The organism is Bacillus sp. FSL M8-0025 (genome assembly GCF_037975475.1).
GTDB classification, from domain to species: domain Bacteria; phylum Bacillota; class Bacilli; order Bacillales; family Bacillaceae; genus Bacillus; species Bacillus subtilis.
Genome location: NZ_CP150258.1, coordinates 3,913,188 through 3,934,386, shown reverse-complemented (window position 1 = coordinate 3,934,386; position 21,199 = coordinate 3,913,188). Strand labels below are relative to the sequence as shown.

General features: G+C 46.0%; 22 protein-coding genes and 1 pseudogene. 20 read left to right on the top strand and 3 right to left on the bottom strand.

What is annotated here, in order from left to right:
- Nucleotides 1-2: 2 nt before the first annotated feature.
- The 13 genes from iolC (at nt 3) to MKX38_RS20255 (ending at nt 13,820) form a co-directional block, all read left to right on the top strand.
- Nucleotides 3-980 (top strand): 5-dehydro-2-deoxygluconokinase, encoded by a 978-nt coding sequence (gene iolC / locus MKX38_RS20315; protein ID WP_339188185.1) that lies wholly within the window; start codon nt 3-5, stop codon nt 978-980.
- A 32-nt stretch (nt 981-1,012) separates the two neighbouring features.
- The gene (iolD, locus tag MKX38_RS20310) at nt 1,013-2,926 is read left to right on the top strand and encodes a 3D-(3,5/4)-trihydroxycyclohexane-1,2-dione acylhydrolase (decyclizing) (protein WP_339188182.1); all 1,914 of its coding nucleotides are present in this window, start codon (nt 1,013-1,015) and stop codon (nt 2,924-2,926) included.
- 16 nt (nt 2,927-2,942) lie between these two features.
- Nucleotides 2,943-3,836 carry a myo-inosose-2 dehydratase gene (iolE, locus tag MKX38_RS20305; protein WP_003227062.1) on the top strand — a complete coding sequence of 298 codons (894 nt, stop codon included), beginning with the start codon at nt 2,943-2,945 and terminating at the stop codon, nt 3,834-3,836.
- Between the two features lie 14 nt (nt 3,837-3,850).
- A complete protein-coding gene (gene iolF / locus MKX38_RS20300) occupies nt 3,851-5,167 on the top strand; it encodes a myo-inositol transporter IolF (protein WP_032725035.1) in 1,317 nt (438 codons plus the stop codon).
- Between the two features lie 22 nt (nt 5,168-5,189).
- A complete protein-coding gene (gene iolG / locus MKX38_RS20295) occupies nt 5,190-6,224 on the top strand; it encodes a bifunctional inositol 2-dehydrogenase/D-chiro-inositol 1-dehydrogenase (protein WP_014481414.1) in 1,035 nt (344 codons plus the stop codon).
- Between the two features lie 19 nt (nt 6,225-6,243).
- Nucleotides 6,244-7,113: a sugar phosphate isomerase/epimerase gene (locus MKX38_RS20290; protein ID WP_015250852.1), complete on the top strand. Its 870-nt coding sequence runs from the start codon at nt 6,244-6,246 to the stop codon at nt 7,111-7,113.
- 85 nt (nt 7,114-7,198) lie between these two features.
- Complete coding sequence (iolI, locus tag MKX38_RS20285; protein WP_032730291.1) at nt 7,199-8,035, top strand: 2-keto-myo-inositol isomerase; 837 nt, start codon at nt 7,199-7,201, stop codon at nt 8,033-8,035.
- Between the two features lie 20 nt (nt 8,036-8,055).
- Complete coding sequence (iolJ, locus tag MKX38_RS20280) at nt 8,056-8,928, top strand: 6-phospho-5-dehydro-2-deoxy-D-gluconate aldolase (RefSeq protein WP_003242766.1); 873 nt, start codon at nt 8,056-8,058, stop codon at nt 8,926-8,928.
- A 107-nt stretch (nt 8,929-9,035) separates the two neighbouring features.
- Nucleotides 9,036-9,725, top strand: a complete 690-nt coding sequence (yxdJ, locus tag MKX38_RS20275; protein ID WP_003243527.1) for a two-component system response regulator YxdJ — start codon at nt 9,036-9,038, stop codon at nt 9,723-9,725.
- Entirely contained in the window at nt 9,722-10,699 is a 978-nt protein-coding gene (yxdK, locus tag MKX38_RS20270; protein ID WP_015385109.1) for a two-component system sensor histidine kinase YxdK, read from the top strand. Before yxdJ ends, yxdK begins: the two co-directional genes overlap by 4 nt.
- Nucleotides 10,700-10,842: 143 nt before the next feature.
- A complete protein-coding gene (gene yxdL / locus MKX38_RS20265; protein ID WP_131228279.1) occupies nt 10,843-11,616 on the top strand; it encodes an ABC transporter ATP-binding protein YxdL in 774 nt (257 codons plus the stop codon).
- Nucleotides 11,591-13,459: an ABC transporter permease YxdM gene (gene yxdM, locus MKX38_RS20260; RefSeq protein WP_032722764.1), complete on the top strand. Its 1,869-nt coding sequence runs from the start codon at nt 11,591-11,593 to the stop codon at nt 13,457-13,459. Before yxdL ends, yxdM begins: the two co-directional genes overlap by 26 nt.
- A gap of 13 nt (nt 13,460-13,472) precedes the next feature.
- Nucleotides 13,473-13,820 (top strand): YxeA family protein, encoded by a 348-nt coding sequence (locus tag MKX38_RS20255; protein ID WP_003227084.1) that lies wholly within the window; start codon nt 13,473-13,475, stop codon nt 13,818-13,820.
- Between the two features lie 40 nt (nt 13,821-13,860).
- On the opposite strand, the gene MKX38_RS20250 is transcribed toward MKX38_RS20255, so the two are convergent.
- Nucleotides 13,861-14,826 carry an iron-hydroxamate ABC transporter substrate-binding protein gene (locus MKX38_RS20250; RefSeq protein ID WP_038428080.1) on the bottom strand — a complete coding sequence of 322 codons (966 nt, stop codon included), beginning with the start codon at nt 14,824-14,826 and terminating at the stop codon, nt 13,861-13,863.
- A 177-nt stretch (nt 14,827-15,003) separates the two neighbouring features.
- Between MKX38_RS20250 and MKX38_RS20245 the strand changes: the two genes are divergently transcribed.
- Nucleotides 15,004-15,402: a hypothetical protein gene (locus tag MKX38_RS20245; RefSeq protein ID WP_003243293.1), complete on the top strand. Its 399-nt coding sequence runs from the start codon at nt 15,004-15,006 to the stop codon at nt 15,400-15,402.
- 43 nt (nt 15,403-15,445) lie between these two features.
- Here MKX38_RS20245 and MKX38_RS20240 read toward each other — a convergent pair whose 3' ends face one another.
- Nucleotides 15,446-15,799: a hypothetical protein gene (locus MKX38_RS20240; protein ID WP_003236356.1), complete on the bottom strand. Its 354-nt coding sequence runs from the start codon at nt 15,797-15,799 to the stop codon at nt 15,446-15,448.
- 247 nt (nt 15,800-16,046) lie between these two features.
- The gene (gene cotNE, locus MKX38_RS20235) at nt 16,047-16,412 is read right to left on the bottom strand and encodes an inner spore coat protein CotNE (protein WP_003227093.1); all 366 of its coding nucleotides are present in this window, start codon (nt 16,410-16,412) and stop codon (nt 16,047-16,049) included.
- 88 nt (nt 16,413-16,500) lie between these two features.
- Here cotNE and MKX38_RS20230 point away from each other — a divergent pair, with 88 nt between their 5' ends.
- From MKX38_RS20230 to MKX38_RS20205, 6 genes and pseudogenes are all read left to right on the top strand, one after another.
- The gene (locus MKX38_RS20230) at nt 16,501-16,935 is read left to right on the top strand and encodes a YxeF family protein (RefSeq protein ID WP_003244165.1); all 435 of its coding nucleotides are present in this window, start codon (nt 16,501-16,503) and stop codon (nt 16,933-16,935) included.
- Nucleotides 16,916-17,473 carry a hypothetical protein gene (locus MKX38_RS20225; protein ID WP_086344510.1) on the top strand — a complete coding sequence of 186 codons (558 nt, stop codon included), beginning with the start codon at nt 16,916-16,918 and terminating at the stop codon, nt 17,471-17,473. Before MKX38_RS20230 ends, MKX38_RS20225 begins: the two co-directional genes overlap by 20 nt.
- A 39-nt stretch (nt 17,474-17,512) precedes the next feature.
- Entirely contained in the window at nt 17,513-18,325 is an 813-nt protein-coding gene (gene yidA, locus MKX38_RS20220; protein ID WP_003243315.1) for a sugar-phosphatase, read from the top strand.
- 154 nt (nt 18,326-18,479) lie between these two features.
- Nucleotides 18,480-19,466: a penicillin V amidase gene (gene yxeI, locus MKX38_RS20215; RefSeq protein ID WP_339188176.1), complete on the top strand. Its 987-nt coding sequence runs from the start codon at nt 18,480-18,482 to the stop codon at nt 19,464-19,466.
- A pseudogene (locus tag MKX38_RS20210) lies at nt 19,453-19,680 on the top strand (hypothetical protein). Before yxeI ends, MKX38_RS20210 begins: the two are co-directional and overlap by 14 nt.
- Before the next feature lie 185 nt (nt 19,681-19,865).
- Nucleotides 19,866-21,191 carry an LLM class flavin-dependent oxidoreductase gene (locus tag MKX38_RS20205; RefSeq protein WP_326248538.1) on the top strand — a complete coding sequence of 442 codons (1,326 nt, stop codon included), beginning with the start codon at nt 19,866-19,868 and terminating at the stop codon, nt 21,189-21,191.
- The last annotated feature ends 8 nt before the right edge of the window (nt 21,192-21,199 follow it).

Here is a 21,199-nt window from a genome sequence, read left to right as displayed (position 1 = left end):
CGATGAAGTATACATTCAATGAAGAGAAGGCTTTTGATATTGTTGCCATCGGCCGGGCATGTATTGACCTGAACGCAGTCGAATACAACCGCCCAATGGAAGAGACGATGACATTTTCCAAATACGTCGGCGGTTCACCTGCGAATATCGCGATCGGCAGCGCGAAGCTTGGCTTAAAAGCGGGCTTCATCGGCAAAATTCCGGATGACCAGCATGGAAGATTCATAGAGTCCTATATGAGAAAGACCGGCGTTGATACAACACAGATGGTTGTTGATCAAGATGGACACAAAGCAGGCCTTGCATTTACAGAAATCCTCAGCCCTGAAGAATGCAGCATTTTAATGTATCGCGATGATGTGGCGGATCTTTATCTTGCGCCTTCAGATGTAAGCGAGGACTACATCGCAAATGCGAAAATGCTGCTTGTTTCCGGGACAGCGCTCGCCAAAAGCCCGTCACGGGAAGCGGTATTAAAAGCTGTTCAATACGCGAAGAAGCATCAGGTCAAAGTGGTATTCGAACTGGATTACCGCCCGTATTCGTGGCAGTCATCAGATGAAACAGCCGTTTATTATTCTTTGGTTGCCGAGCAGTCTGACATCGTCATCGGCACACGCGATGAATTTGATGTGATGGAAAACCGCACAGGCGGAAGCAATGAAGAATCCGTCAATCATTTATTTGGCCATTCAGCCGACCTCGTTGTCATCAAACACGGCGTCGAAGGCTCTTACGCATACAGCAAATCCGGCGAGGTATTCCGCGCTCAAGCGTACAAGACAAAAGTGCTGAAAACTTTTGGAGCCGGTGACTCCTATGCGTCAGCCTTTATCTATGGCCTTGTCACCGGAAAAGACATCGAAACGGCATTGAAATACGGCAGTGCTTCAGCTTCCATTGTGGTGAGCAAGCACAGTTCGTCAGAAGCGATGCCGACTGCTGATGAAATCGTACAGCTTATTGAAGCACAGTCATAATTGAAAAAGATCGAGTAAAGGTGGGATCGTTTGTGGGCAAGAAAATTCGCTTAACAACAGCACAGGCGCTGATTAAATTCTTAAACCAGCAGTACATCCATGTAGATGGAAAGGAAGAGCCTTTTGTCGAAGGGATCTTCACGATTTTCGGTCATGGAAACGTATTAGGGATCGGGCAGGCGCTTGAGCAGGATGCAGGCCATTTGAAAGTCTATCAAGGGAAAAATGAACAAGGAATGGCGCATGCGGCCATGGCGTACAGCAAGCAAATGCTGAGAAGAAAAATATATGCGGTGTCTACATCCGTCGGACCTGGAGCGGCTAACTTGGTGGCGGCAGCCGGCACTGCATTGGCAAATAATATCCCAGTTCTCTTGATTCCGGCAGACACATTTGCGACAAGACAGCCAGACCCTGTACTGCAGCAAATGGAGCAAGAATACAGTGCGGCGATTACGACAAACGATGCATTGAAGCCTGTATCGAGATACTGGGACCGCATTACGCGCCCTGAGCAGCTGATGAGCAGTTTGCTGCGCGCGTTTGAAGTCATGACTGATCCGGCAAAAGCAGGTCCGGCAACGATTTGTATTTCTCAGGATGTTGAAGGGGAAGCATACGATTTTGATGAAAGTTTCTTCGTCAAACGGGTTCACTATATTGATCGCATGCAGCCGAGCGAGCGCGAGCTTCAAGGAGCGGCGGGGCTGATTAAATCCAGCAAAAAACCTGTGATTCTCGTCGGCGGAGGCGCAAAATATTCCGGTGCGCGCGATGAATTGGTTGCTATTTCTGAAGCCTATAACATTCCGTTAGTTGAAACGCAGGCAGGAAAGTCTACTGTTGAGGCTGATTTTGCGAACAACCTTGGCGGAATGGGCATCACAGGTACACTTGCGGCAAACAAAGCGGCCCGCCAAGCTGATTTGATTATCGGCATCGGCACAAGGTATACAGATTTTGCGACATCCTCTAAGACCGCTTTTGATTTTGATAAAGCGAAGTTTTTGAACATTAACGTCAGCCGAATGCAGGCGTATAAACTTGATGCATTCCAAGTGGTGGCGGATGCGAAAGTGACGCTTGGCAAACTGCATGGCTTGCTTGAAGGCTATGAGAGCGAGTTCGGCACAACGATCCGGGAGCTGAAGGACGAATGGCTAGCTGAACGCGAGCGTCTCAGCAAAGTGACGTTTAAGCGGGAAGCATTTGATCCGGAAATCAAACATCATTTCTCTCAAGAGGTCCTGAATGAATATGCTGACGCGTTGAATACGGAGCTTCCGCAAACAACGGCATTGCTGACAATCAACGAGACGATTCCTGAAGACAGCGTCATCATCTGTTCAGCCGGCTCACTCCCAGGAGATTTGCAGCGTTTGTGGCATTCTAATGTTCCGAATACGTATCACCTGGAGTATGGGTATTCTTGCATGGGCTATGAAGTGTCCGGGACACTCGGTCTTAAACTGGCCCACCCTGACAGAGAAGTGTATTCAATCGTCGGAGATGGCAGCTTCCTGATGCTTCATTCTGAACTGATCACGGCGATTCAGTACAACAAGAAAATCAATGTGCTGCTCTTTGACAACTCAGGATTCGGATGCATCAACAACCTGCAAATGGATCACGGCAGCGGCAGCTACTATTGCGAGTTCCGCACAGATGACAACCAAATCCTGAATGTCGATTACGCGAAAGTCGCTGAGGGATACGGCGCGAAAACCTACCGTGCAAACACAGTAGAAGAATTAAAAGCGGCGTTAGAGGATGCGAAGAAACAGGATGTATCAACATTAATTGAAATGAAGGTGCTGCCAAAAACAATGACGGACGGCTATGACAGCTGGTGGCATGTCGGAGTGGCAGAGGTATCTGAACAAGAAAGCGTTCAGAAAGCATACGAAGCAAAAGAGAAAAAGCTGGAATCTGCGAAGCAGTATTAGAGGGGAGGCATCATAGATGGGCAAAAATGAAATCCTGTGGGGAATCGCTCCCATTGGGTGGCGGAATGATGACATGCCTGAAATTGGAGCGGGAAATACACTCCAGCATTTGTTAAGTGATATCGTTGTCGCACGTTTTCAAGGCACAGAGGTCGGGGGCTTTTTCCCCGAACCTGCCATCCTGAACAAAGAGCTGAAGCTTCGGAACTTACGCATTGCAGGAAAATGGTTCAGCAGTTTTATTTTGCGTGACGGACTTGGTGAAGCGGCAAAGACATTTACCCTGCATTGTGAGTATTTGCAGCAAGTAAACGCGGATGTCGCAGTTGTCTCTGAACAAACGTACAGCGTGCAAAGCTTGGAGAAAAACGTGTTCACAGAGAAGCCGCACTTTACGGATGATGAATGGGAGCGGCTTTGCGAAGGGCTGAATCACCTTGGCGAAATTGCCGCTCAGCATGGCTTGAAGCTTGTCTATCATCATCATCTCGGCACTGGTGTCCAAACAGCGGAAGAAGTGGACCGCCTGATGGCAGGAACTGACCCTGCGCATGTACACCTCCTCTATGATACAGGCCATGCGTATATTTCTGACGGCGATTACATGGGGATGCTTGAGAAGCATATCGGCCGCATTAAGCATGTGCACTTTAAGGATGCCCGCCTGAATGTCATGGAACAATGCAGGCTCGAAGGACAATCGTTCCGGCAATCATTTTTAAAAGGCATGTTTACGGTTCCCGGTGACGGCTGCATTGACTTTAGAGAAGTATATCAGCTGCTGTTGAAGCACAGTTATTCCGGATGGATTGTCATTGAAGCTGAACAGGACCCCGATGTTGCAAACCCGCTGGAGTATGCATTGATTGCGAGAAACTATATTGATCAGCAGTTGTTGGATCTGGCTTAATGGGGAATGAACATATGGGCAATACCAATGGAGATTCAGCCTTCAATAAACGGACAATCGCGGCAGCATTGGCCAACTATATTGATGCCGGTTCAATTGTGGCAGGCTCCGCCGGTTTATCATTATGGGTCAGTTACCTTAAGCTATCCGATACACAAATCGGGCTGCTCGGCGCGCTGAGCGCAAATGCGATTTCTGCCGCTGTCGGCGCGCTGCTTGGCGGGTTTCTGGCTGATAAAGTCGGACGGAAGGCTGTTTATACCAATAGTATGCTGGTTTATGCACTAGGGATTTGTTTGGTTTTGTTCGGGGTTAATTTCCCCATGTTGTTAAGCGGTTACATCATTATCGGTTTATCAGTAGGAGCTGACATAACCGCGTCATGGACCATTATTGCGGAAAATGCGCCAAAGAAGAATCGGGCCAGGCATTGCGGCGTAGCACAAGTCGCTTGGGCCGCGGGCGCTGTCGTTGTACTGCTCCTCTCCGTACTGGCCGGTGACTTGGGACTCTTGGGGAATAAAATCGTATTTGCCCATCTGCTTGTGATTGCGCTGATTACGTACATCCTGAGAATCAGGCTTCCGGAATCAGACGCCTGGCAGACAAAAAATCAGCCGGAGGATGCTCAGGCAGAGAAGCCGGCTGTACTGAATAAGACATCGTATTTTGATTTGCTCAAGCCTATGTATCTCAAAAGCATATTGTTTTTGATGGGTGTGTACTTGGTTTGGAACTTAGCCGCCGGGGTCATGGGCTTCTTTATGCCATACATTTATCAGCAGGTCGGCGGTGTATCTGCCAACATGGCCAACCTTTTGCAAATGGGGCTGTTTATCTTCACAGGATTGGGGGTCGCCTTGATCTTCATGCCCTTTGCCGACAAATATAGAAAAACCGTATTTGGAATCGCCGCTTTCATGGCGGTGATCGGGTGGACACTGTTTCTGCTGCCAGTTGAAGGCCTGCCGATTCTGCTCCTGTTTATTGTCGTGATCGGCATCAATAACGGAGCAGGGCAGCAAGCGAACTATCAGTTATGGGCTAGTGAAATCTTTCCTACGCAATATCGTGCTTCCGCACAAGGACTGATGTTTTTCCTTGTCCGTATTTCAATAGGGATTTGGAGTCTGTTTGTCCCAATGATTATCACCAATTTCGGCATTGGAACGATGGCTGCAATTCTTCTCGGATGTGTGACGGCCAGTATGATCATCGGGCTGCTCTTTGCGCCGAATACGTCTGGCAAGTCGCTTGAACAAATTCAAGAGGAACTCTACGGGTCTCCTCAGAGCCAAGTAAAGCAAGGAACAGAAAGCAAAATCATGTAACCAACAGAAGGAGTGGCTGTCAATGAGTTTACGTATTGGCGTAATTGGAACTGGAGCAATCGGAAAAGAACATATTAACCGCATCACGAACAAGCTGTCAGGCGCGGAAATCGTAGCCGTAACGGATGTTAATCAAGAAGCTGCACAAAAGGTCGTTGAGCAATACCAATTAAACGCGACGGTTTATCCGAATGATGACAGCTTGCTTGCAGACGAAAATGTAGACGCTGTTTTAGTGACAAGCTGGGGGCCTGCGCATGAGTCAAGCGTGCTGAAAGCCATTAAAGCCCAGAAATATGTGTTCTGTGAAAAACCGCTCGCGACAACGGCTGAAGGATGCATGCGAATCGTCGAAGAAGAAATCAAAGTGGGCAAACGCCTTGTTCAAGTCGGCTTCATGCGCCGTTATGATAGCGGTTACGTACAGCTGAAGGAAGCACTCGATAACCATGTGATTGGCGAACCGCTTATGATTCACTGCGCGCACCGCAACCCGACTGTAGGAGATAACTACACAACCGATATGGCCGTAGTCGACACGCTCGTTCATGAAATTGATGTACTGCACTGGCTCGTCAACGATGACTACGAGTCCGTTCAAGTCATCTACCCGAAAAAATCGAAAAACGCGCTGCCGCATTTAAAAGATCCGCAAATCGTCGTGATTGAAACAAAAGGCGGTATCGTCATCAATGCTGAAATCTATGTGAACTGTAAATACGGCTATGACATTCAATGTGAAATCGTCGGAGAAGACGGCATCATCAAGCTTCCTGAACCATCAAGCATCAGCTTGAGAAAAGAAGGCAAATTCAGCACAGATATTTTGATGGATTGGCAGAGACGCTTTGTCGCTGCGTACGATGTGGAAATCCAAGACTTTATTGATTCGATTCAAAAGAAAGGCGAGGTCAGCGGACCGACGGCATGGGACGGCTATATTGCTGCTGTCACGACTGACGCGTGTGTAAAAGCCCAGGAATCTGGACAAAAAGAAAAGGTTGAATTGAAGGAAAAACCGGAATTCTATCAATCTTTTACAACAGTTCAAAACTAAAAAACAGAGGAGTGAAAATATGAAGTTAGCATTGGATCCATCCATGTATCGTGATGATTTAACTTTAGAGGAAACGGTCTATAAAACGGCAGAGCTCGGCTATGAATATATCGAATTGTCTCCGCGCGAGGATTTTTGCCCGTTTTATAAATATCCGAAAGTCGATTCAGCAAAGATCAAACAATTAAAGCGCCTTTTAAGAGATACAGGTGTTAAGCTTTCATCGCTTCTTCCTCTTTACCACTGGGCGGGTCCTGATGAAGACCGCCGCCAGGCAGCAGTGCGCAATTGGAAACGGGCAATCGAAATTGCGGTTGAACTTGAAGTGGATTTGATGAACAGCGAATTCAGCGGTTCAAAATATGATCCTTTAACAAGTGAAGAAAAATTTATCAAATCCATGGATGAGCTTCTGCCAGTCTTTGAAAAAGAAGGTATTAAACTTAATCTTCAAGCCCACCCATACGATTTTATCGAAACGCACAAAGGTGCGATGGATATGATCCGCGCGCTTGACAAGGATTGGATCAATCTTGTCTACTCGACTGCGCATACGTTCTTCTATGATGACGGCAAAGGCGACATCGAGACCATGTTTGACGAAGCCGGCGACCGCCTCACACATGTTTTATTTGCAGATACCTATAATCATAAAGCGGCTCATGGCCTTCGCTATATCGTCAATCCGCCTGACGCGAAAGTAACGGTTCACCAGCATTTGGACATTGGTCAAGGCGAGGTTGATTTTGATACGATTTTCAGAAAACTGAGAGAGATGAAGTTCGACGGAATTGCGACGAATGCCGTATTTGCTTGGGTCGATGAAAGAGCGGATGAATCAAGCCGATTTATGCTTAAGAAAATGAAAGAAGAATTAGGTCTGGCATAAGCTGAGCATGGAGTTCGGCGGGATATGGCGACAGCCTTCCTGCCGAACTCCCTTCATATCTAAAACGCAGATGGGGGAGTCTGGCATGAAACTTTGTTTTAATGAAGCGACAACATTGGAAAACTCAAACCTTAAACAGGATTTAGAACTATGCGAAAAGCACGGCTATGATTATATTGAAATCCGCACAATGGATAAGCTGCCGGAGTACTTAAAAGATCATTCATTGGATGACCTTGCGGAATATTTTCAAACCCACCACATCAAACCGCTTGCCTTAAACGCACTCGTTTTCTTCAACAACCGTGATGAAAAGGGCCACAACGAGATCATCACTGAATTTAAAGGCATGATGGAAACATGCAAAACCCTCGGTGTGAAATATGTGGTGGCCGTTCCGCTTGTGACAGAGCAGAAGATTGTAAAAGAAGAGATCAAAAAGAGCAGTGTAGACGTGCTGACTGAGCTGTCAGATATCGCGGAGCCGTACGGCGTAAAAATCGCGCTTGAGTTTGTCGGCCATCCGCAATGTACGGTCAATACGTTTGAACAGGCGTATGAGATTGTAAACACAGTTAACCGTGACAATGTCGGGCTTGTCCTTGACAGTTTTCACTTCCATGCAATGGGTTCAAATATTGAGAGCTTAAAGCAGGCGGACGGAAAGAAAATCTTCATCTATCATATTGATGATACAGAAGATTTCCCAATCGGCTTTTTAACAGATGAGGATCGTGTATGGCCGGGACAAGGGGCAATTGACTTAGATGCCCACTTATCAGCACTGAAGGAAATCGGCTTCTCTGATGTTGTTTCGGTTGAGCTCTTCCGGCCTGAATACTATAAGCTGACTGCTGAGGAAGCCATTCAAACAGCGAAAAAAACAACAGTGGATGTCGTATCAAAATACTTCAGCATGTAATGGATAAAGGAGGGGTGAATATGGCTTTTGTATCGATGAAAGAGCTTCTTGAAGATGCAAAGCGGGAGCAATATGCAATTGGCCAGTTTAATATCAACGGCCTGCAATGGACGAAGGCGATTTTGCAGGCGGCGCAAAAGGAGCAATCACCGGTCATCGCCGCGGCTTCCGATCGCCTGGTCGACTATTTAGGCGGATTTAAAACGATTGCCGCCATGGTCGGCGCGTTAATAGAGGACATGGCGATTACCGTTCCGGTCGTGCTTCATCTCGATCACGGCAGCAGTGCGGAACGCTGCAGACAGGCCATTGATGCCGGATTCAGCTCAGTGATGATTGACGGCTCCCATCAGCCGATTGACGAGAATATCGCGATGACAAAAGAAGTCACCGATTATGCCGCAAAACACGGCGTGTCAGTAGAAGCCGAAGTCGGCACGGTCGGCGGAATGGAAGACGGACTGGTCGGCGGGGTCCGCTATGCGGATATCACGGAATGTGAGCGGATCGTTAAAGAAACCAATATCGACGCGCTGGCCGCCGCCCTCGGCTCTGTACACGGCAAATATCAGGGTGAGCCGAATCTCGGATTTAAGGAAATGGAGGCTATCTCCCGCATGACTGATATTCCCCTCGTTCTTCACGGGGCATCCGGGATTCCGCAGGATCAGATCAAAAAAGCCATCACGCTCGGCCACGCGAAGATCAATATCAATACGGAATGTATGGTAGCGTGGACAGACGAAACACGCCGCATGTTTCAGGAAAACAGCGATCTGTACGAACCGCGCGGCTATTTGACACCCGGCATTGAAGCCGTGGAAGAGACAGTGCGAAGCAAAATGAGAGAGTTCGGATCAGCCGGTAAAGCAGCTAAGCAGCAGGTCGGCTAAAGAGACCAGAAACCGCCGAGATGGCGGTTTTTTTGTGCGGTGTTGCGTCCATACGCCCAAAACGATTATGATGATGGCAGCAGTGTAAGAAACGGGAGTGGTTCAGTTTGAATAAAATCATGATTGTGGAAGACAGTGAAGACATTCGCGGACTATTGCAGAATTACCTTGAAAAATACGGATATCAAACAGTGGTCGCCGCGGATTTTACAGCTGTTCTTGATGTCTTTTTGCGGGAAAAGCCCGATGTGGTGCTGCTTGATATCAATTTGCCGGCATATGACGGATATTATTGGTGCCGGCAGATCCGCCAGCACTCCACAAGCCCGATCATCTTTATTTCTGCCAGAAGCGGGGAAATGGATCAGGTGATGGCGATTGAAAATGGGGGAGACGATTATATCGAAAAACCGTTTTCTTATGATATTGTGCTTGCGAAAATCAAAAGCCAGATCCGGAGGGCGTACGGGGAGTACGCCGCAAAGCAGGGAGAGAAAGTGGTTGAATATGCCGGCGTTCAGCTCTTTGTGGAACGGTTTGAACTGCGTTTTCAGGATGAAAAAAGTGAGCTTTCTAAAAAAGAAAGCAAGCTTTTGGAAGTGCTGCTTGAGCGGGGAGAAAAGGTGACGAGTCGGGACCGTCTCATGGAAAAGACGTGGGACACCGACATATTCATCGATGATAATACACTTAACGTGTATATCACGCGGCTCAGAAAAAAACTGCGGGAGCTGAATGCGCCTGTTTCTATTGAAGCGGTGCGGGGCGAAGGCTACCAGCTGAGGGCGCAGTCATGAAGCTGTTTCTCCGGTCTCATGCAGTGCTGATTCTGCTTTTTCTCCTTCAAGGGCTGTTTGTCTTCTTTTATTACTGGTTTGCGGGTCTTCATTCTTTTTCTCACTTGTTTTACATATTGGGCGTGCAGCTTCTTATTTTGGCGGGCTATCTTGCCTATCGCTGGTACAAAGACCGCGGCGTGTATCATTGGCTCAGCTCGGGGCAGGAAGGGACGGATATCCCGTATCTCGGTTCTTCAGTGTTCTGTTCAGAGCTGTATGAAAAGCAGATGGAGCTGATCCGGCTGCAGCACCAGAAGCTCCATGAGACCGAAGCCAAGCTTGACGCGCGGGTGACGTATATGAATCAATGGGTGCACCAAGTAAAGACGCCGCTGTCGGTCATTAATTTAATCATTCAAGAAGAGGATGAGCCCGTTTTTGAACAAATCAAAAAAGAAGTCCGGCAGATTGAATTCGGGCTGGAGACGCTTCTTTATTCTTCAAGGCTCGACCTGTTTGAACGGGATTTTAAAATCGAAGCGGTTTCCCTGTCCGAGCTTCTCCAATCAGTCATTCAAAGCTATAAACGATTTTTTATTCAATATCGCGTTTATCCGAAAATGAACGTTTGCGATGATCATCAGATTTACACCGATGCCAAATGGCTCAAATTTGCGATCGGCCAAGTGGTCACAAATGCGGTCAAGTACTCAGCGGGCAAGAGTGACAGACTTGAGCTGAATGTCTTCCGCGATGAAGACAGGACGGTGCTTGAAGTCAAAGATTACGGTGTCGGGATTCCCTCGCAAGACATCAAGCGGGTGTTTGACCCTTATTACACCGGTGAAAACGGGCGGCGTTTCCAAGAATCTACGGGAATCGGCCTCCATCTCGTCAAAGAAATTACAGATAAGCTCAATCATACGGTGGACATCAGCTCGTCTCCCGGTGAAGGGACATCAGTTCGATTTTCATTTCTTACAAAAATGTAAGGCTGCGTTAAGAAAACAACATAGCCCGCTTTGTTTCCCCTTGATAACATGGATTTATGTCAAGGGGATTTTTATGTTGAACGTCCCGGCACTACATGAAAGCAGCCCAGATCAACAAGAATAAAACCATAAGGAGGATTTTCATGGCGAATATGCTTGAAGTCAAACATATAAATAAAACCTATAAAGGACAAGTGTCTTATCAAGCCTTAAAGCAAATTTCATTTTCAATAGAAGAAGGCGAGTTCACAGCGGTGATGGGGCCGTCCGGGTCCGGAAAAACAACGCTTTTGAATATCATTTCAACGATCGACCGTCCGGATTCAGGAGATATCCTGATTCACGGAGAAAACCCGCATCGCCTGAAGCGGACAAAGCTCGCTCATTTCCGCCGCAAGCAGCTCGGATTTGTGTTTCAGGATTTCAACCTTCTGGACACGCTGACAATCGGTGAAAATATCATGCTGCCGTTAACGCTTGAAAAAGAAGCACCGTCTGTAATGGAAGAAAAACTGCAAGGCATCGCGGCAAAGCTCGGAATCGAAAACCTGCTCAACAAACGGACGTTTGAAGTATCCGGAGGACAGCGCCAGCGTGCCGCCATTGCAAGAGCGGTCATTCATAAGCCGTCACTCATCCTGGCCGATGAACCGACGGGCAACCTTGATTCCAAAGCGTCAAAAGACGTCATGGAAACGATGCAGAGCCTGAATCAGGATGATCATGTCACGGCTTTGATGGTGACCCACGATCCGGTTTCGGCAAGCTACTGCCGCCGCGTCATCTTTATAAAAGACGGCGAATTGTTTAATGAGATTTACCGCGGGGAAAACCGCCAAGTCTTTTATGAACAAATTCTTGATGTGCTGTCTATGCTGGGGGGAAACGCAAATGACCTTTCTTCAGTTCGCTTATAAAAACGTCACGAGAAACAAAAGGGCCTATCTTGCATTCTTTTTAAGCAGCGCCTTTTCCGTTTTGATTTTCTTTACCTTTGCGATGTTCCTGTTTCATCCGGCATTAAAGGAAGGCTACCTGAATAACATCGCCAAAAAAGGCTTAACCGCCGCGGAATGGATGATCTTTGTTTTTTCTTTCTTATTTGTTCTGTATTCGGTTAATGCATTTTTGAAATCGAGAAATAAAGAATTCGGCATTCTGCTCATGCAGGGCATCACGCCGGGGCAGCTGAGAAAGCTCATTACGGCGGAAAATATGATCATCGGCGTCATGTCAATTGCAGCCGGCATTATCGGAGGGTTCATTTTTTCAAAGACGTTCTTTACGGTCGGCGCTTATATTTTAGAAATGGACGCGCTGCCTTTGTATATGCCTTGGAAAGCGCTCGGTATTACGGCCAGCGGATTTCTGCTCTTATTTTTCTTTTTATCGCAGTTTACGATCCTTTTTGTCAGATCAAATACGGTTATCAAATTAATAAAGGGCACTGGCAAGGTTAAACCGGAGCCTAAGCCGTCCGTGCTTCTGTCCTTATTCGGCATCGCCTGTCTGTGCGGCGGGTACGGCATGGTCCTTAAAGGCAATGTCCACGGGGCCGAACCGTTTATCATTTTACTGCTCACCGTCATCGGAACATATTTCTTTTTCAGCCAAAGCAGCATATGGATTCTGCGCGCGCTGAAGAAGTGGAAAACCTTTTATCTGCGCGGGAAAAACGTCATTTGGGTTTCTGACCTTGTCTATCGTTTAAAAGACAACGCCCGCCTGTTCTTTATTGTCAGCATTATTTCCGCGGTTGCGTTTACTGCGACAGGCGTGCTCGCAATGTACAAATCGACCGTCGGAGCGGAAGAGTCCGCTTATGAAATGGAGTATTTATCTTACAGCAACAATCCAAAAGAACAGACTCATTTGAAAGATATTGACCATGAATTGAAAACACACGGCTTTACGTATAAGAAAGACAAAATAGATGTTTCCTATGTTCGCTATCAGGAAGGAGAAACTGTTCCCCCTGTTTACATGATCAGTGAATCGGATGCGGCAAAATACTTCCATGTCAAAGTGAACGGCCTGAAAGAAGACGAGGCTGTCTATTTCCCGGGAACGTATGACCGCAATTTCAAAAACGAAGCGCCGGATCAGCTGAAGCTGCTGAACCAAAAAGGGGAGCTGTCTGATCAAAAACTGTCGGTAAAAGAAGTCAAAAAACCGCTGATCTCATTGAATGCTATCATCGCGGTGAATGATCAAACCTTTGATCAGCTGAAATCACTCGGTGATAAAGCGTCATTATACGGCTACAGCTATGATCATTGGAAAGACAGTCTTGAGATCAGCCAATCCTTGCAAAATGAGATTTACGGCAATTATATCGACGTGCATTCTGATTTTGCTTCAAAAGCGGGGACTTACTATGATACGGTGCAGCTGCCGAGCCTGAGTTTATTTATCGGCCTGTTTATCGCAATTGTATTCTTTGTCGCGGCAGCAAGTTTCTTATATTTCAGGCTGTTCACTGATTTAGATGAAGACCGGGAGCGCTACCGTTCACTGGCCAAAATCGGCCTGAGTGAGCGAGAAATGGCGCAAAGCGTGACAATACAATTGGCAATTCTTTTCTTCTTTCCATTTGTCATTGCCGTCATGCATACACTGTTTGCCTTGAGAACATTGGCTGTGGAAGGCTATTCTGATGTCGCGGGGCCGCTCAGTCTCACCATCGGAGGGTTTTTCATTTTTCAGCTTCTATTCTTCCTCGCGGTGCGGTCAAGCTATTTGAAAAAAATGAACAAGTAAGGGGAGTGCAAAGATGAAAAAAGCAATGGCAATCCTGGCCGTCTTGGCGGCTGCTGCCGTAATATGCGGGCTTCTCTTTTTTCATAACGATGTTACAGACAGATTTAATCCGTTTATTCACCAGCAAGATGTCTATGTTCAGATTGATCGAGATGGCAGACATCTTAGTCCGGGCGGTACTGAATATACATTAGACGGATATAATGCATCCGGGAAAAAAGAAGAAGTGACCTTTTTCGCCGGCAAAGAGCTTCGGAAGAACGCGTATTTGAAGGTGAAGGCGAAAGGAAAGTATGTCGAGACTTGGGAAGAAGTCAAGTTTGAAGATATGCCGGACTCCGTACAGTCAAAATTAAAGTGAATCATAAAAAACGGCACAGCGTCATGACTGTGCCGTTTTTTTATTTTTTATTTTCTTCGGCCCGTTTGATCAGCATGTCGGTGATGATATCCACCTGTTTGCTGACAGAAATCGGGTCGTACGGGTAGAACGAGTCAAAGTCATTGATAAACACGCGATTATGTTTAACAGCGTCAAGATTTTTCCAAATGGAGGAATTCTCCAGCTTGTCGAGTGTTTTGCTTTCGCCTTTCGGGTTGTAATCCGTAATGAACATATAATCTGCGGCATACTCAGGAATAACCTCTTGAGAGAGCTGTTTCATCTCTCCTTTTTTGATGACATCTTGCTCAATTTTTTCAGGCGCTTTTAACCCAAGTGCATTGTATACAGCTTGGCCGCCGCGTCCGCCATTGTCATTGAACACCCAGAATTCGCCCTTGTCTGTGTTTTCATAAATGCCGAAGGTCGCATCTTTGTCGATGACGCCGGCAATTTTCTTTTTAGCTGCTTCCGCTTTTTTGTTAAAGTCAGCCATAAAGGATTTTGCTTTGTCTTTCGCTCCGGCGATATCTCCGAACATGCTGACTGTGTCTTCTACGTTTTTCGCTGTGTTATAAGGTATGACAACAGTCGGAGCGATTTTCTTTAATTTATCAACATTCTCTTCATTCATGACAACAATTAAGTCAGGCTGAAGCTCCATCACTTTTTCAACGCTGATTGGATCACCAACATCCTTCACATTTTTCAGCTTTGATTTTAAAAACGGATTATCAAATGACCATGAGCCTGAGCCGACCACATTGGCCCCGACAGACAGCAATTCACCGGCATAAAAATCAGTGACGATGCGTTTCGGACGTGCAGGAATGTTGACGTTCCCTTTTGGTGATTTGTATGTTCTCATTTCTGTTTTTTCGGAAGCAGAATCGCTTGAGCTCCCTTTAGAAGCCGTGCCGCTGCAAGCGCTGACAAACATGAGAAGCAGCACAAGCATGCCCACGAGCAATATGTTCTTTTTCATCAAGAACCCTCCCACTATGTATCTCAATAGATTAGTAATGATTATCATTATCAATTAATAATATAGCAAGAAACCTGTTCTCCGTCTATCACTATTTTTAAGGGAGAAAGTTTTTCCCGTTTATGGGTGACGCGGTATGCCTAATCGATTATTATAGGTAAATAGGAGGAGAAAAATATGGGAATTACAAAAAGAGGTGCCGCTTGGGAATGGCTGCATAGCTGGTGGATGCTGTTTATTTTCATGCCTTTTGCCATTACCAGTTTTTTTGCCTTTTTATTTATTGGCATCAAGGTTAGAAATAGAAAGTGGATCATGTACGGCATCATTTATTTTTTCATTTTTGCGTTTGGTTTTGTTTTGCCCGATCTGCCCGGTGTTTTTATTGTGGTCCCGTTATGGGCGGTGACCATTATTCATGGATTTAAAGTGCGCCCGCTGTATTTGATTCAGCTGGATGTCTACAAAGATCATGTGGAGGCGCGGGCTTTTGCCGAGGCAAGAAGTGAAGCCGAGAGCAGATTTCATGCACCGAAACAGTCTATTCAGGATATACATATTCGCAAAGAACAGTAAGAAAAAAAGCTCAACACTCGCATTGTGTTGAGCTTTTTATATGTTACTGCTGGTAGGATTGCTGCTGAAATGGCGTGTTTTGGCCGAATGGAAGTGTAGACACATTCGTATTCATGACGCTGGATTGTCCAGTAAGTTCCTGTTGCATTTGGTTGCACATGTTGACAACCTGCTGGCACTTTTGAATCGCCATATCATGCCCGTGCAGTGCTTGCTGAATGGTATGTGCAGCTTGTTGTTCGTGGTTTAAAATCTGCTGCAGCATTTGGATGTTTTGCTGTTCCTGATGAAGCATTTGGCGATATTGCTGGCTGCTTTGCTGTGTCTGCTGAATGAGCTGCTGAGCAGTTTGGCGGCATTGGTTCAGCTGCTGCAAGCCGTGTTGTGTATTATGCATGAATGATCCCTCCATGTATCGATTGACGTGAGTCGGTATTATCATGCAACTTGAATGAAAAGAAATTCCGTCAAAGAGGAACTACAATTATTTTCCTCAGCCCCTCTATCTTTGAATGAAAACGGTAAAGATTGTATACTGGGTACAAACCCTTTTTATGTAAATGTTCCGTTTTAACATATAAGAAATGCGGAAAACGAAACCCTGAGATGGGAGAATCGTATTCCGCTTTTTTTCTTTGTTTCGCTCAGAAACCGCCTTCCCCTGCAGTAAATGGGATATTCAGCCGGTTTTCTACTGTACGGAGGCGCTGATTGAGCCGATTTAGGCGGCGTGTATGGCGTTCAACAGCCTGGCTTAACTGATTGACCTGTTCGGCAATCCGTGCAATTTCCCGATTTTGACGGCGGTCTTCGTTTGTCAGACGGGTTAATTCTCTTGACTGCTGTTCATTTTGCCGTTCAAGTGCTGCGATTCTTCTTTCCAATGCCGGCTGTCTATCCATTTGGTATGGATCGTATACATCCTGCTGCGGATAAGGATTGTACTCATAGTGGCTATAGTAAGGTTCCTGCTGAGGCAGCTGAGGGCTGTAATATTGATAAGGGTTCATGTGATCAGTCTCCTTGTGGGTGAATTCCTTATAACTTATGTAGTCATTGGCACAGTGGCACGGCATTCGCCCAAAAAAGGAGGAAAGAATGGTGATCCCCTTGAGAAACAAATATGGCATTTTGTTTTTAATTGCTGTATGCATCATGGTATCGGGCTGCCAGCAGCAAAAAGAAGAGACGCCGTTTTATTACGGAACGTGGGATGAGGGGCGTGCCCCCGGGCCAACGGACGGTGTGAAATCAGCAACAGTCACATTTACCGAAGACGAGGTTGTGGAAACGGAAGTGATGGAAGGAAGAGGAGAGGTACAGCTGCCTTTTATGGCATACAAGGTGATTTCCCAAAGCACTGACGGGTCTATCGAGATTCAGTACCTCGGCCCTTATTATCCGCTCAAAAGCACGCTGAAAAGAGGAGAAAACGGGACATTGATATGGGAGCAAAATGGACAGAGAAAAACGATGACAAGAATCGAATCAAAGACCGGCAGGGAGGAGAAAGATGAGAAATCAAAAAGCTGAAAGACTGGTGGCAGCGGGGCTTGTTTTACATATCATTCAGTGGATATTTATATTAGGGGCTTTTCTCAAAGTCAAACAGTTATTTAGTGACTATACGATCTATAACCCCAATGTCATCAGCGGCTCCATGCAGTCCTTATCGTTTATACAAATGATGCGCGCTATGATGTACTCAGGGGCAATCGTGAATTATGTTTTGTTTTTTGCCCTTGTATTGCTGATTTATGGCATAGTGCTTCATGCCATCCTGATCGTTCTGGAAATGGCGGCTTACGTCATGATCAGGCGGAATCCATCATCTTCATGGGGGTTCTTTTTAATCGCTGCGGGTGTGAAGCTTGCCATCTTGAATATAACCGGCATTCCATTTTTAGCTGCCGGCTTTCTGCTGATGAAACAGAAAAAAGCAGAAAACGGCGTCAAGGCAGAAAGAAAGCGGAAACCGCGCTTGCGTATCCGAAGACAAGGGCGTCGTCTAAATAGAATTCGGAGAAAACCATCCCTTCCGGTTGAATATCAAAAAGAAAAAACGATATGATGGGACTATAGCCTGAAAACGACATGAAGGAGATGCAGGATGTACAAACTAATTGCAATTGATATGGATGGAACACTTTTAAATGATCATCATGAAGTAACAGAGGAGGTCCGCGACGCCCTTCACGCGGCAAAAGCGGAAGGTGTCAAAATTGTGCTTTGCACCGGCCGGCCTATCGGGGGTGTGCAGAGATATTTAGATGAACTGAATTTAATTGAAGAAGGCGACTATGTTATTGCGTATAATGGAGCACTTGTTCAAAATACGCATACAAATGAAGTGGTCTCAGAGCTGTCTCTCGGTTATGATGATTTGACTTCATTATATGACCTGAGCTTAGAGCTGAAGACGCCGATGCATTTCTTTGACTCATCTAATTTGTATACGCCTAACCGGGATATTAGCGAATTTACCGTATACGAATCCTATGTGACACAGGTGCCGCTTCATTTCCGCAAGATTGACGAGGTGCCAAAAGATATCCTCATCCCGAAAGTGATGTTTATTGATAAACCGGAGAACTTAAGCCGCGTCATTACATCGATTCCAAAAGACGTGAGAGAAAAATATACAATGGTCAGAAGCGCGCCTTTCTTTTATGAAATTCTGCACTCGGAAGCCAGCAAAGGAAATGCTGTACGCCAGCTGGCTCAGCTGCTTGGAATTGAACAGGCGGAAGTCATGTGCATAGGCGACAACGGGAACGACCTGACAATGATCGAATGGGCGGGCTGCGGGGTTGCCATGGCAAACGCCATCCCAGAAGTATTGGAAGCAGCAAACTTTCAAACACGCTCCAATAATGAACATGGCGTTGCACATGCGATTCACGAGCTTGTTTTGGCTAAATAATAAAAAATCCAGCCTTCTAAAGGCTGGATTTTTTCGTTTTATTTGATGTAATGTCAATTCTTTGACGAATCGATTTGACTTTCGTTATGCTGATAAAACCAATTCGTTCACAATATGTATGATATTAATCTGAATTGAAAAGGGGACTGATCAAATGTGCACAAGTCTTACATTGGAAACTGCTGACCGTAAACATGTATTAGCAAGAACAATGGATTTTGCATTTCAGCTGGGGACAGAGGTGATTCTCTATCCGCGCCGTTACAGCTGGAACAGTGAAGCTGACGGAAAGGCCCATCAGACACAGTACGCGTTTATCGGTATGGGGAGAAAACTTGGAAATATATTATTTGCCGACGGCGTTAATGAAAGCGGTTTATCTTGTGCGGCGCTTTATTTTCCGGGCTATGCGGAGTACGAAAAAACGATACGGGAAGATACCGTTCACATTGTCCCGCATGAGTTTGTGACATGGGTGCTGTCAGTCTGTCAGTCTTTGGAAGACGTAAAAGAAAAGATTCGATCTTTAACGATTGTAGAGAAAAAATTAGATCTATTGGATACAGTTTTACCGCTTCACTGGATATTGTCAGACCGGACGGGCCGAAGCCTGACGATAGAACCAAGAGCAGACGGCCTCAAAGTCTATGATAATCAACCTGGTGTCATGACGAACAGCCCCGACTTTATATGGCATGTAACCAATCTGCAGCAATATACAGGAATCAGACCGAAGCAATTAGAGAGCAAAGAGATGGGCGGATTAGCCCTTTCTGCTTTTGGCCAAGGCTTAGGAACTGTTGGTCTGCCGGGGGATTACACACCGCCTTCCCGGTTTGTCAGAGCTGTTTATTTGAAAGAACATCTAGAGCCGGCGGCCGATGAAACGAAAGGTGTAACAGCCGCTTTTCAAATTTTGGCAAATATGACGATACCAAAGGGCGCAGTGATAACGGAAGAAGACGAAATTCATTATACGCAATATACTTCCGTGATGTGCAACGAAACTGGAAACTACTATTTCCACCACTATGACAATCGGCAAATCCAAAAAGTGAGTTTATTTCATGAAGACCTAGACCGCCTTGAGCCTAAAGTGTTTTCTGCTAAAGCAGAAGAGAGTATTCATGAGCTTAATTAATTCACATCAATCAGCTGATTCCCGTTTGAATATCTGGAGTCAGCTGTTTTTTTATACAATCGTTACGGCGTCTGAATGGATAGGCGGTTTGCAAAAGCGAAGAAAAGGCAAAGGAAATGGCGAAATCTTATATAAAATTCTTGGGTGAAAACTGAGTCTTTGCTTCATTAGACTCAGTTTTCTTGCCGATATAGAGGTTGCACTAGTTGAATGAATCAATGCCGTTCCCTCATGGTCACGCAAGGGTCTTTTCGCTTGAATAGAAAAAATTAATCTTAACTCATTGACAAACGTCCAAGACAAAGGTACATTTTGATTTATTCATATTAAACGACTAGGAATATAGGAGTTTATTTTTCGGATTATTCAGCCTAAAAACATGATAAAAGGAGTATCGTCATGACAAGCGAAAAGAAACAAATCAAATTAGGGGTATTTTTAGCAGGTACAGGCCATCATGTTGCGTCTTGGCGGCACCCGGACGCGCCTTCAGATGCGAGCATGAATTTGGATTATTTTAAAGAGCTTGCGAAAACAGCGGAGCGGGGCAAGCTGGATATGCTGTTTTTAGCGGACAGCCTTTCAATTGACAGCAAATCACATCCAAATGTATTAACAAGGTTTGAGCCATTCACCCTGCTCTCTGCTTTGGCGCAGGTCACATCAAAAATCGGACTGACAGCAACAGCCTCCACTACATACAGCGAGCCATTCCATATTGCCAGACAGTTTGCGTCATTGGATCATCTCTCCAATGGCCGTGCCGGATGGAACGTCGTCACTTCATCTATTGAATCAACAGCACTGAATTTCAGCGGTGAAAAGCACCTCGAACACCATTTGCGCTATCAGCGGGCAGAGGAATTTGTCGAGGTTGTAAAGGGGCTTTGGGATTCATGGGAAGAGGACGCCTTTATCCGTAATAAAGAAACGGGTGAATTCTTTGACAAAGAAAAAATGCACGAGCTGAACCACAAAGGAGAATATTTCTCGGTTCGCGGACCTCTGAACGTTTCAAGAACGCCGCAGGGCCAGCCGGTCATTATCCAGGCAGGATCATCAGGAGACGGAAAAGCGTTGGCTGCCAGAACAGCAGAAGTAATCTTCACAGCACAAAACCACCTGGAATCAGCTCAGGAATTTTATCAATCCATTAAAGAACAGGCAGCGGAATTCGGACGTGATCCAGAAAAAATTGCCATCATGCCGGGTATTTTCCCAATCATTGCCGATACAGAAGAAGCAGCGCAAGCCAAATACAAGGAGCTTCAAGATCTGATTATCCCATCTGTCGGTCTGCAAATTCTCCAAAATTACTTAGGCGGAATTGATTTGTCGGCATATCCGCTTGATGGGCCGCTGCCGAAGCTTGACGCAGAAGCTTCCAATGCGGTGAAGAGCCGCTTCAAGCTTGTTCAGGAGATGGCTGAACGTGACAATATGACGATACGAGAGCTTTACAAATACGTTGCAGGCTCCAGAGGCCACCATATCTTCGTCGGCACGCCGGAGCAGCTCGCCGACAAAATGCAGGAATGGGTGGATAAGAAAGCGTGTGACGGGTTTAACATCATGCCTCCGCTTCTCCCAGAAGGAATTGAAGTGTTTGTTGATCAAGTGGTTCCGATTTTACAGGAGCGCGGCGTGTTCAGAAAAGAATATGAAGGCACAACATTACGAGAGCACTTCGGTTTGGAAAAGCCGGTAAACCGCTATGCAAAGTAAGGAGGAAC

What these genes read in the sequence shown, in the direction of transcription:
- iolC (WP_339188185.1), top strand. Translation starts at nt 3, where the DNA reads ATGAAGTATACATTCAATGAAGAGAAGGCTTTTGATATTGTTGCCATC.
- yxdM (WP_032722764.1), top strand. Translation starts at nt 11,591, where the DNA reads ATGACCTTTCTTCAGTTCGCTTATAAAAACGTCACGAGAAACAAAAGG.
- MKX38_RS20290 (WP_015250852.1), top strand. Translation starts at nt 6,244, where the DNA reads ATGAAGTTAGCATTGGATCCATCCATGTATCGTGATGATTTAACTTTA.
- MKX38_RS20240 (WP_003236356.1), bottom strand. Translation starts at nt 15,799, where the DNA reads ATGCATAATACACAACACGGCTTGCAGCAGCTGAACCAATGCCGCCAA.
- yxdL (WP_131228279.1), top strand. Translation starts at nt 10,843, where the DNA reads ATGGCGAATATGCTTGAAGTCAAACATATAAATAAAACCTATAAAGGA.
- yxdK (WP_015385109.1), top strand. Translation starts at nt 9,722, where the DNA reads ATGAAGCTGTTTCTCCGGTCTCATGCAGTGCTGATTCTGCTTTTTCTC.
- cotNE (WP_003227093.1), bottom strand. Translation starts at nt 16,412, where the DNA reads ATGAACCCTTATCAATATTACAGCCCTCAGCTGCCTCAGCAGGAACCT.
- iolJ (WP_003242766.1), top strand. Translation starts at nt 8,056, where the DNA reads ATGGCTTTTGTATCGATGAAAGAGCTTCTTGAAGATGCAAAGCGGGAG.
- iolG (WP_014481414.1), top strand. Translation starts at nt 5,190, where the DNA reads ATGAGTTTACGTATTGGCGTAATTGGAACTGGAGCAATCGGAAAAGAA.
- MKX38_RS20205 (WP_326248538.1), top strand. Translation starts at nt 19,866, where the DNA reads ATGACAAGCGAAAAGAAACAAATCAAATTAGGGGTATTTTTAGCAGGT.
- MKX38_RS20255 (WP_003227084.1), top strand. Translation starts at nt 13,473, where the DNA reads ATGAAAAAAGCAATGGCAATCCTGGCCGTCTTGGCGGCTGCTGCCGTA.
- iolI (WP_032730291.1), top strand. Translation starts at nt 7,199, where the DNA reads ATGAAACTTTGTTTTAATGAAGCGACAACATTGGAAAACTCAAACCTT.
- yxeI (WP_339188176.1), top strand. Translation starts at nt 18,480, where the DNA reads ATGTGCACAAGTCTTACATTGGAAACTGCTGACCGTAAACATGTATTA.
- MKX38_RS20225 (WP_086344510.1), top strand. Translation starts at nt 16,916, where the DNA reads ATGAGAAATCAAAAAGCTGAAAGACTGGTGGCAGCGGGGCTTGTTTTA.
- iolF (WP_032725035.1), top strand. Translation starts at nt 3,851, where the DNA reads ATGGGCAATACCAATGGAGATTCAGCCTTCAATAAACGGACAATCGCG.
- iolE (WP_003227062.1), top strand. Translation starts at nt 2,943, where the DNA reads ATGGGCAAAAATGAAATCCTGTGGGGAATCGCTCCCATTGGGTGGCGG.
- MKX38_RS20250 (WP_038428080.1), bottom strand. Translation starts at nt 14,826, where the DNA reads ATGAAAAAGAACATATTGCTCGTGGGCATGCTTGTGCTGCTTCTCATG.
- MKX38_RS20245 (WP_003243293.1), top strand. Translation starts at nt 15,004, where the DNA reads ATGGGAATTACAAAAAGAGGTGCCGCTTGGGAATGGCTGCATAGCTGG.
- MKX38_RS20230 (WP_003244165.1), top strand. Translation starts at nt 16,501, where the DNA reads ATGGTGATCCCCTTGAGAAACAAATATGGCATTTTGTTTTTAATTGCT.
- yidA (WP_003243315.1), top strand. Translation starts at nt 17,513, where the DNA reads ATGTACAAACTAATTGCAATTGATATGGATGGAACACTTTTAAATGAT.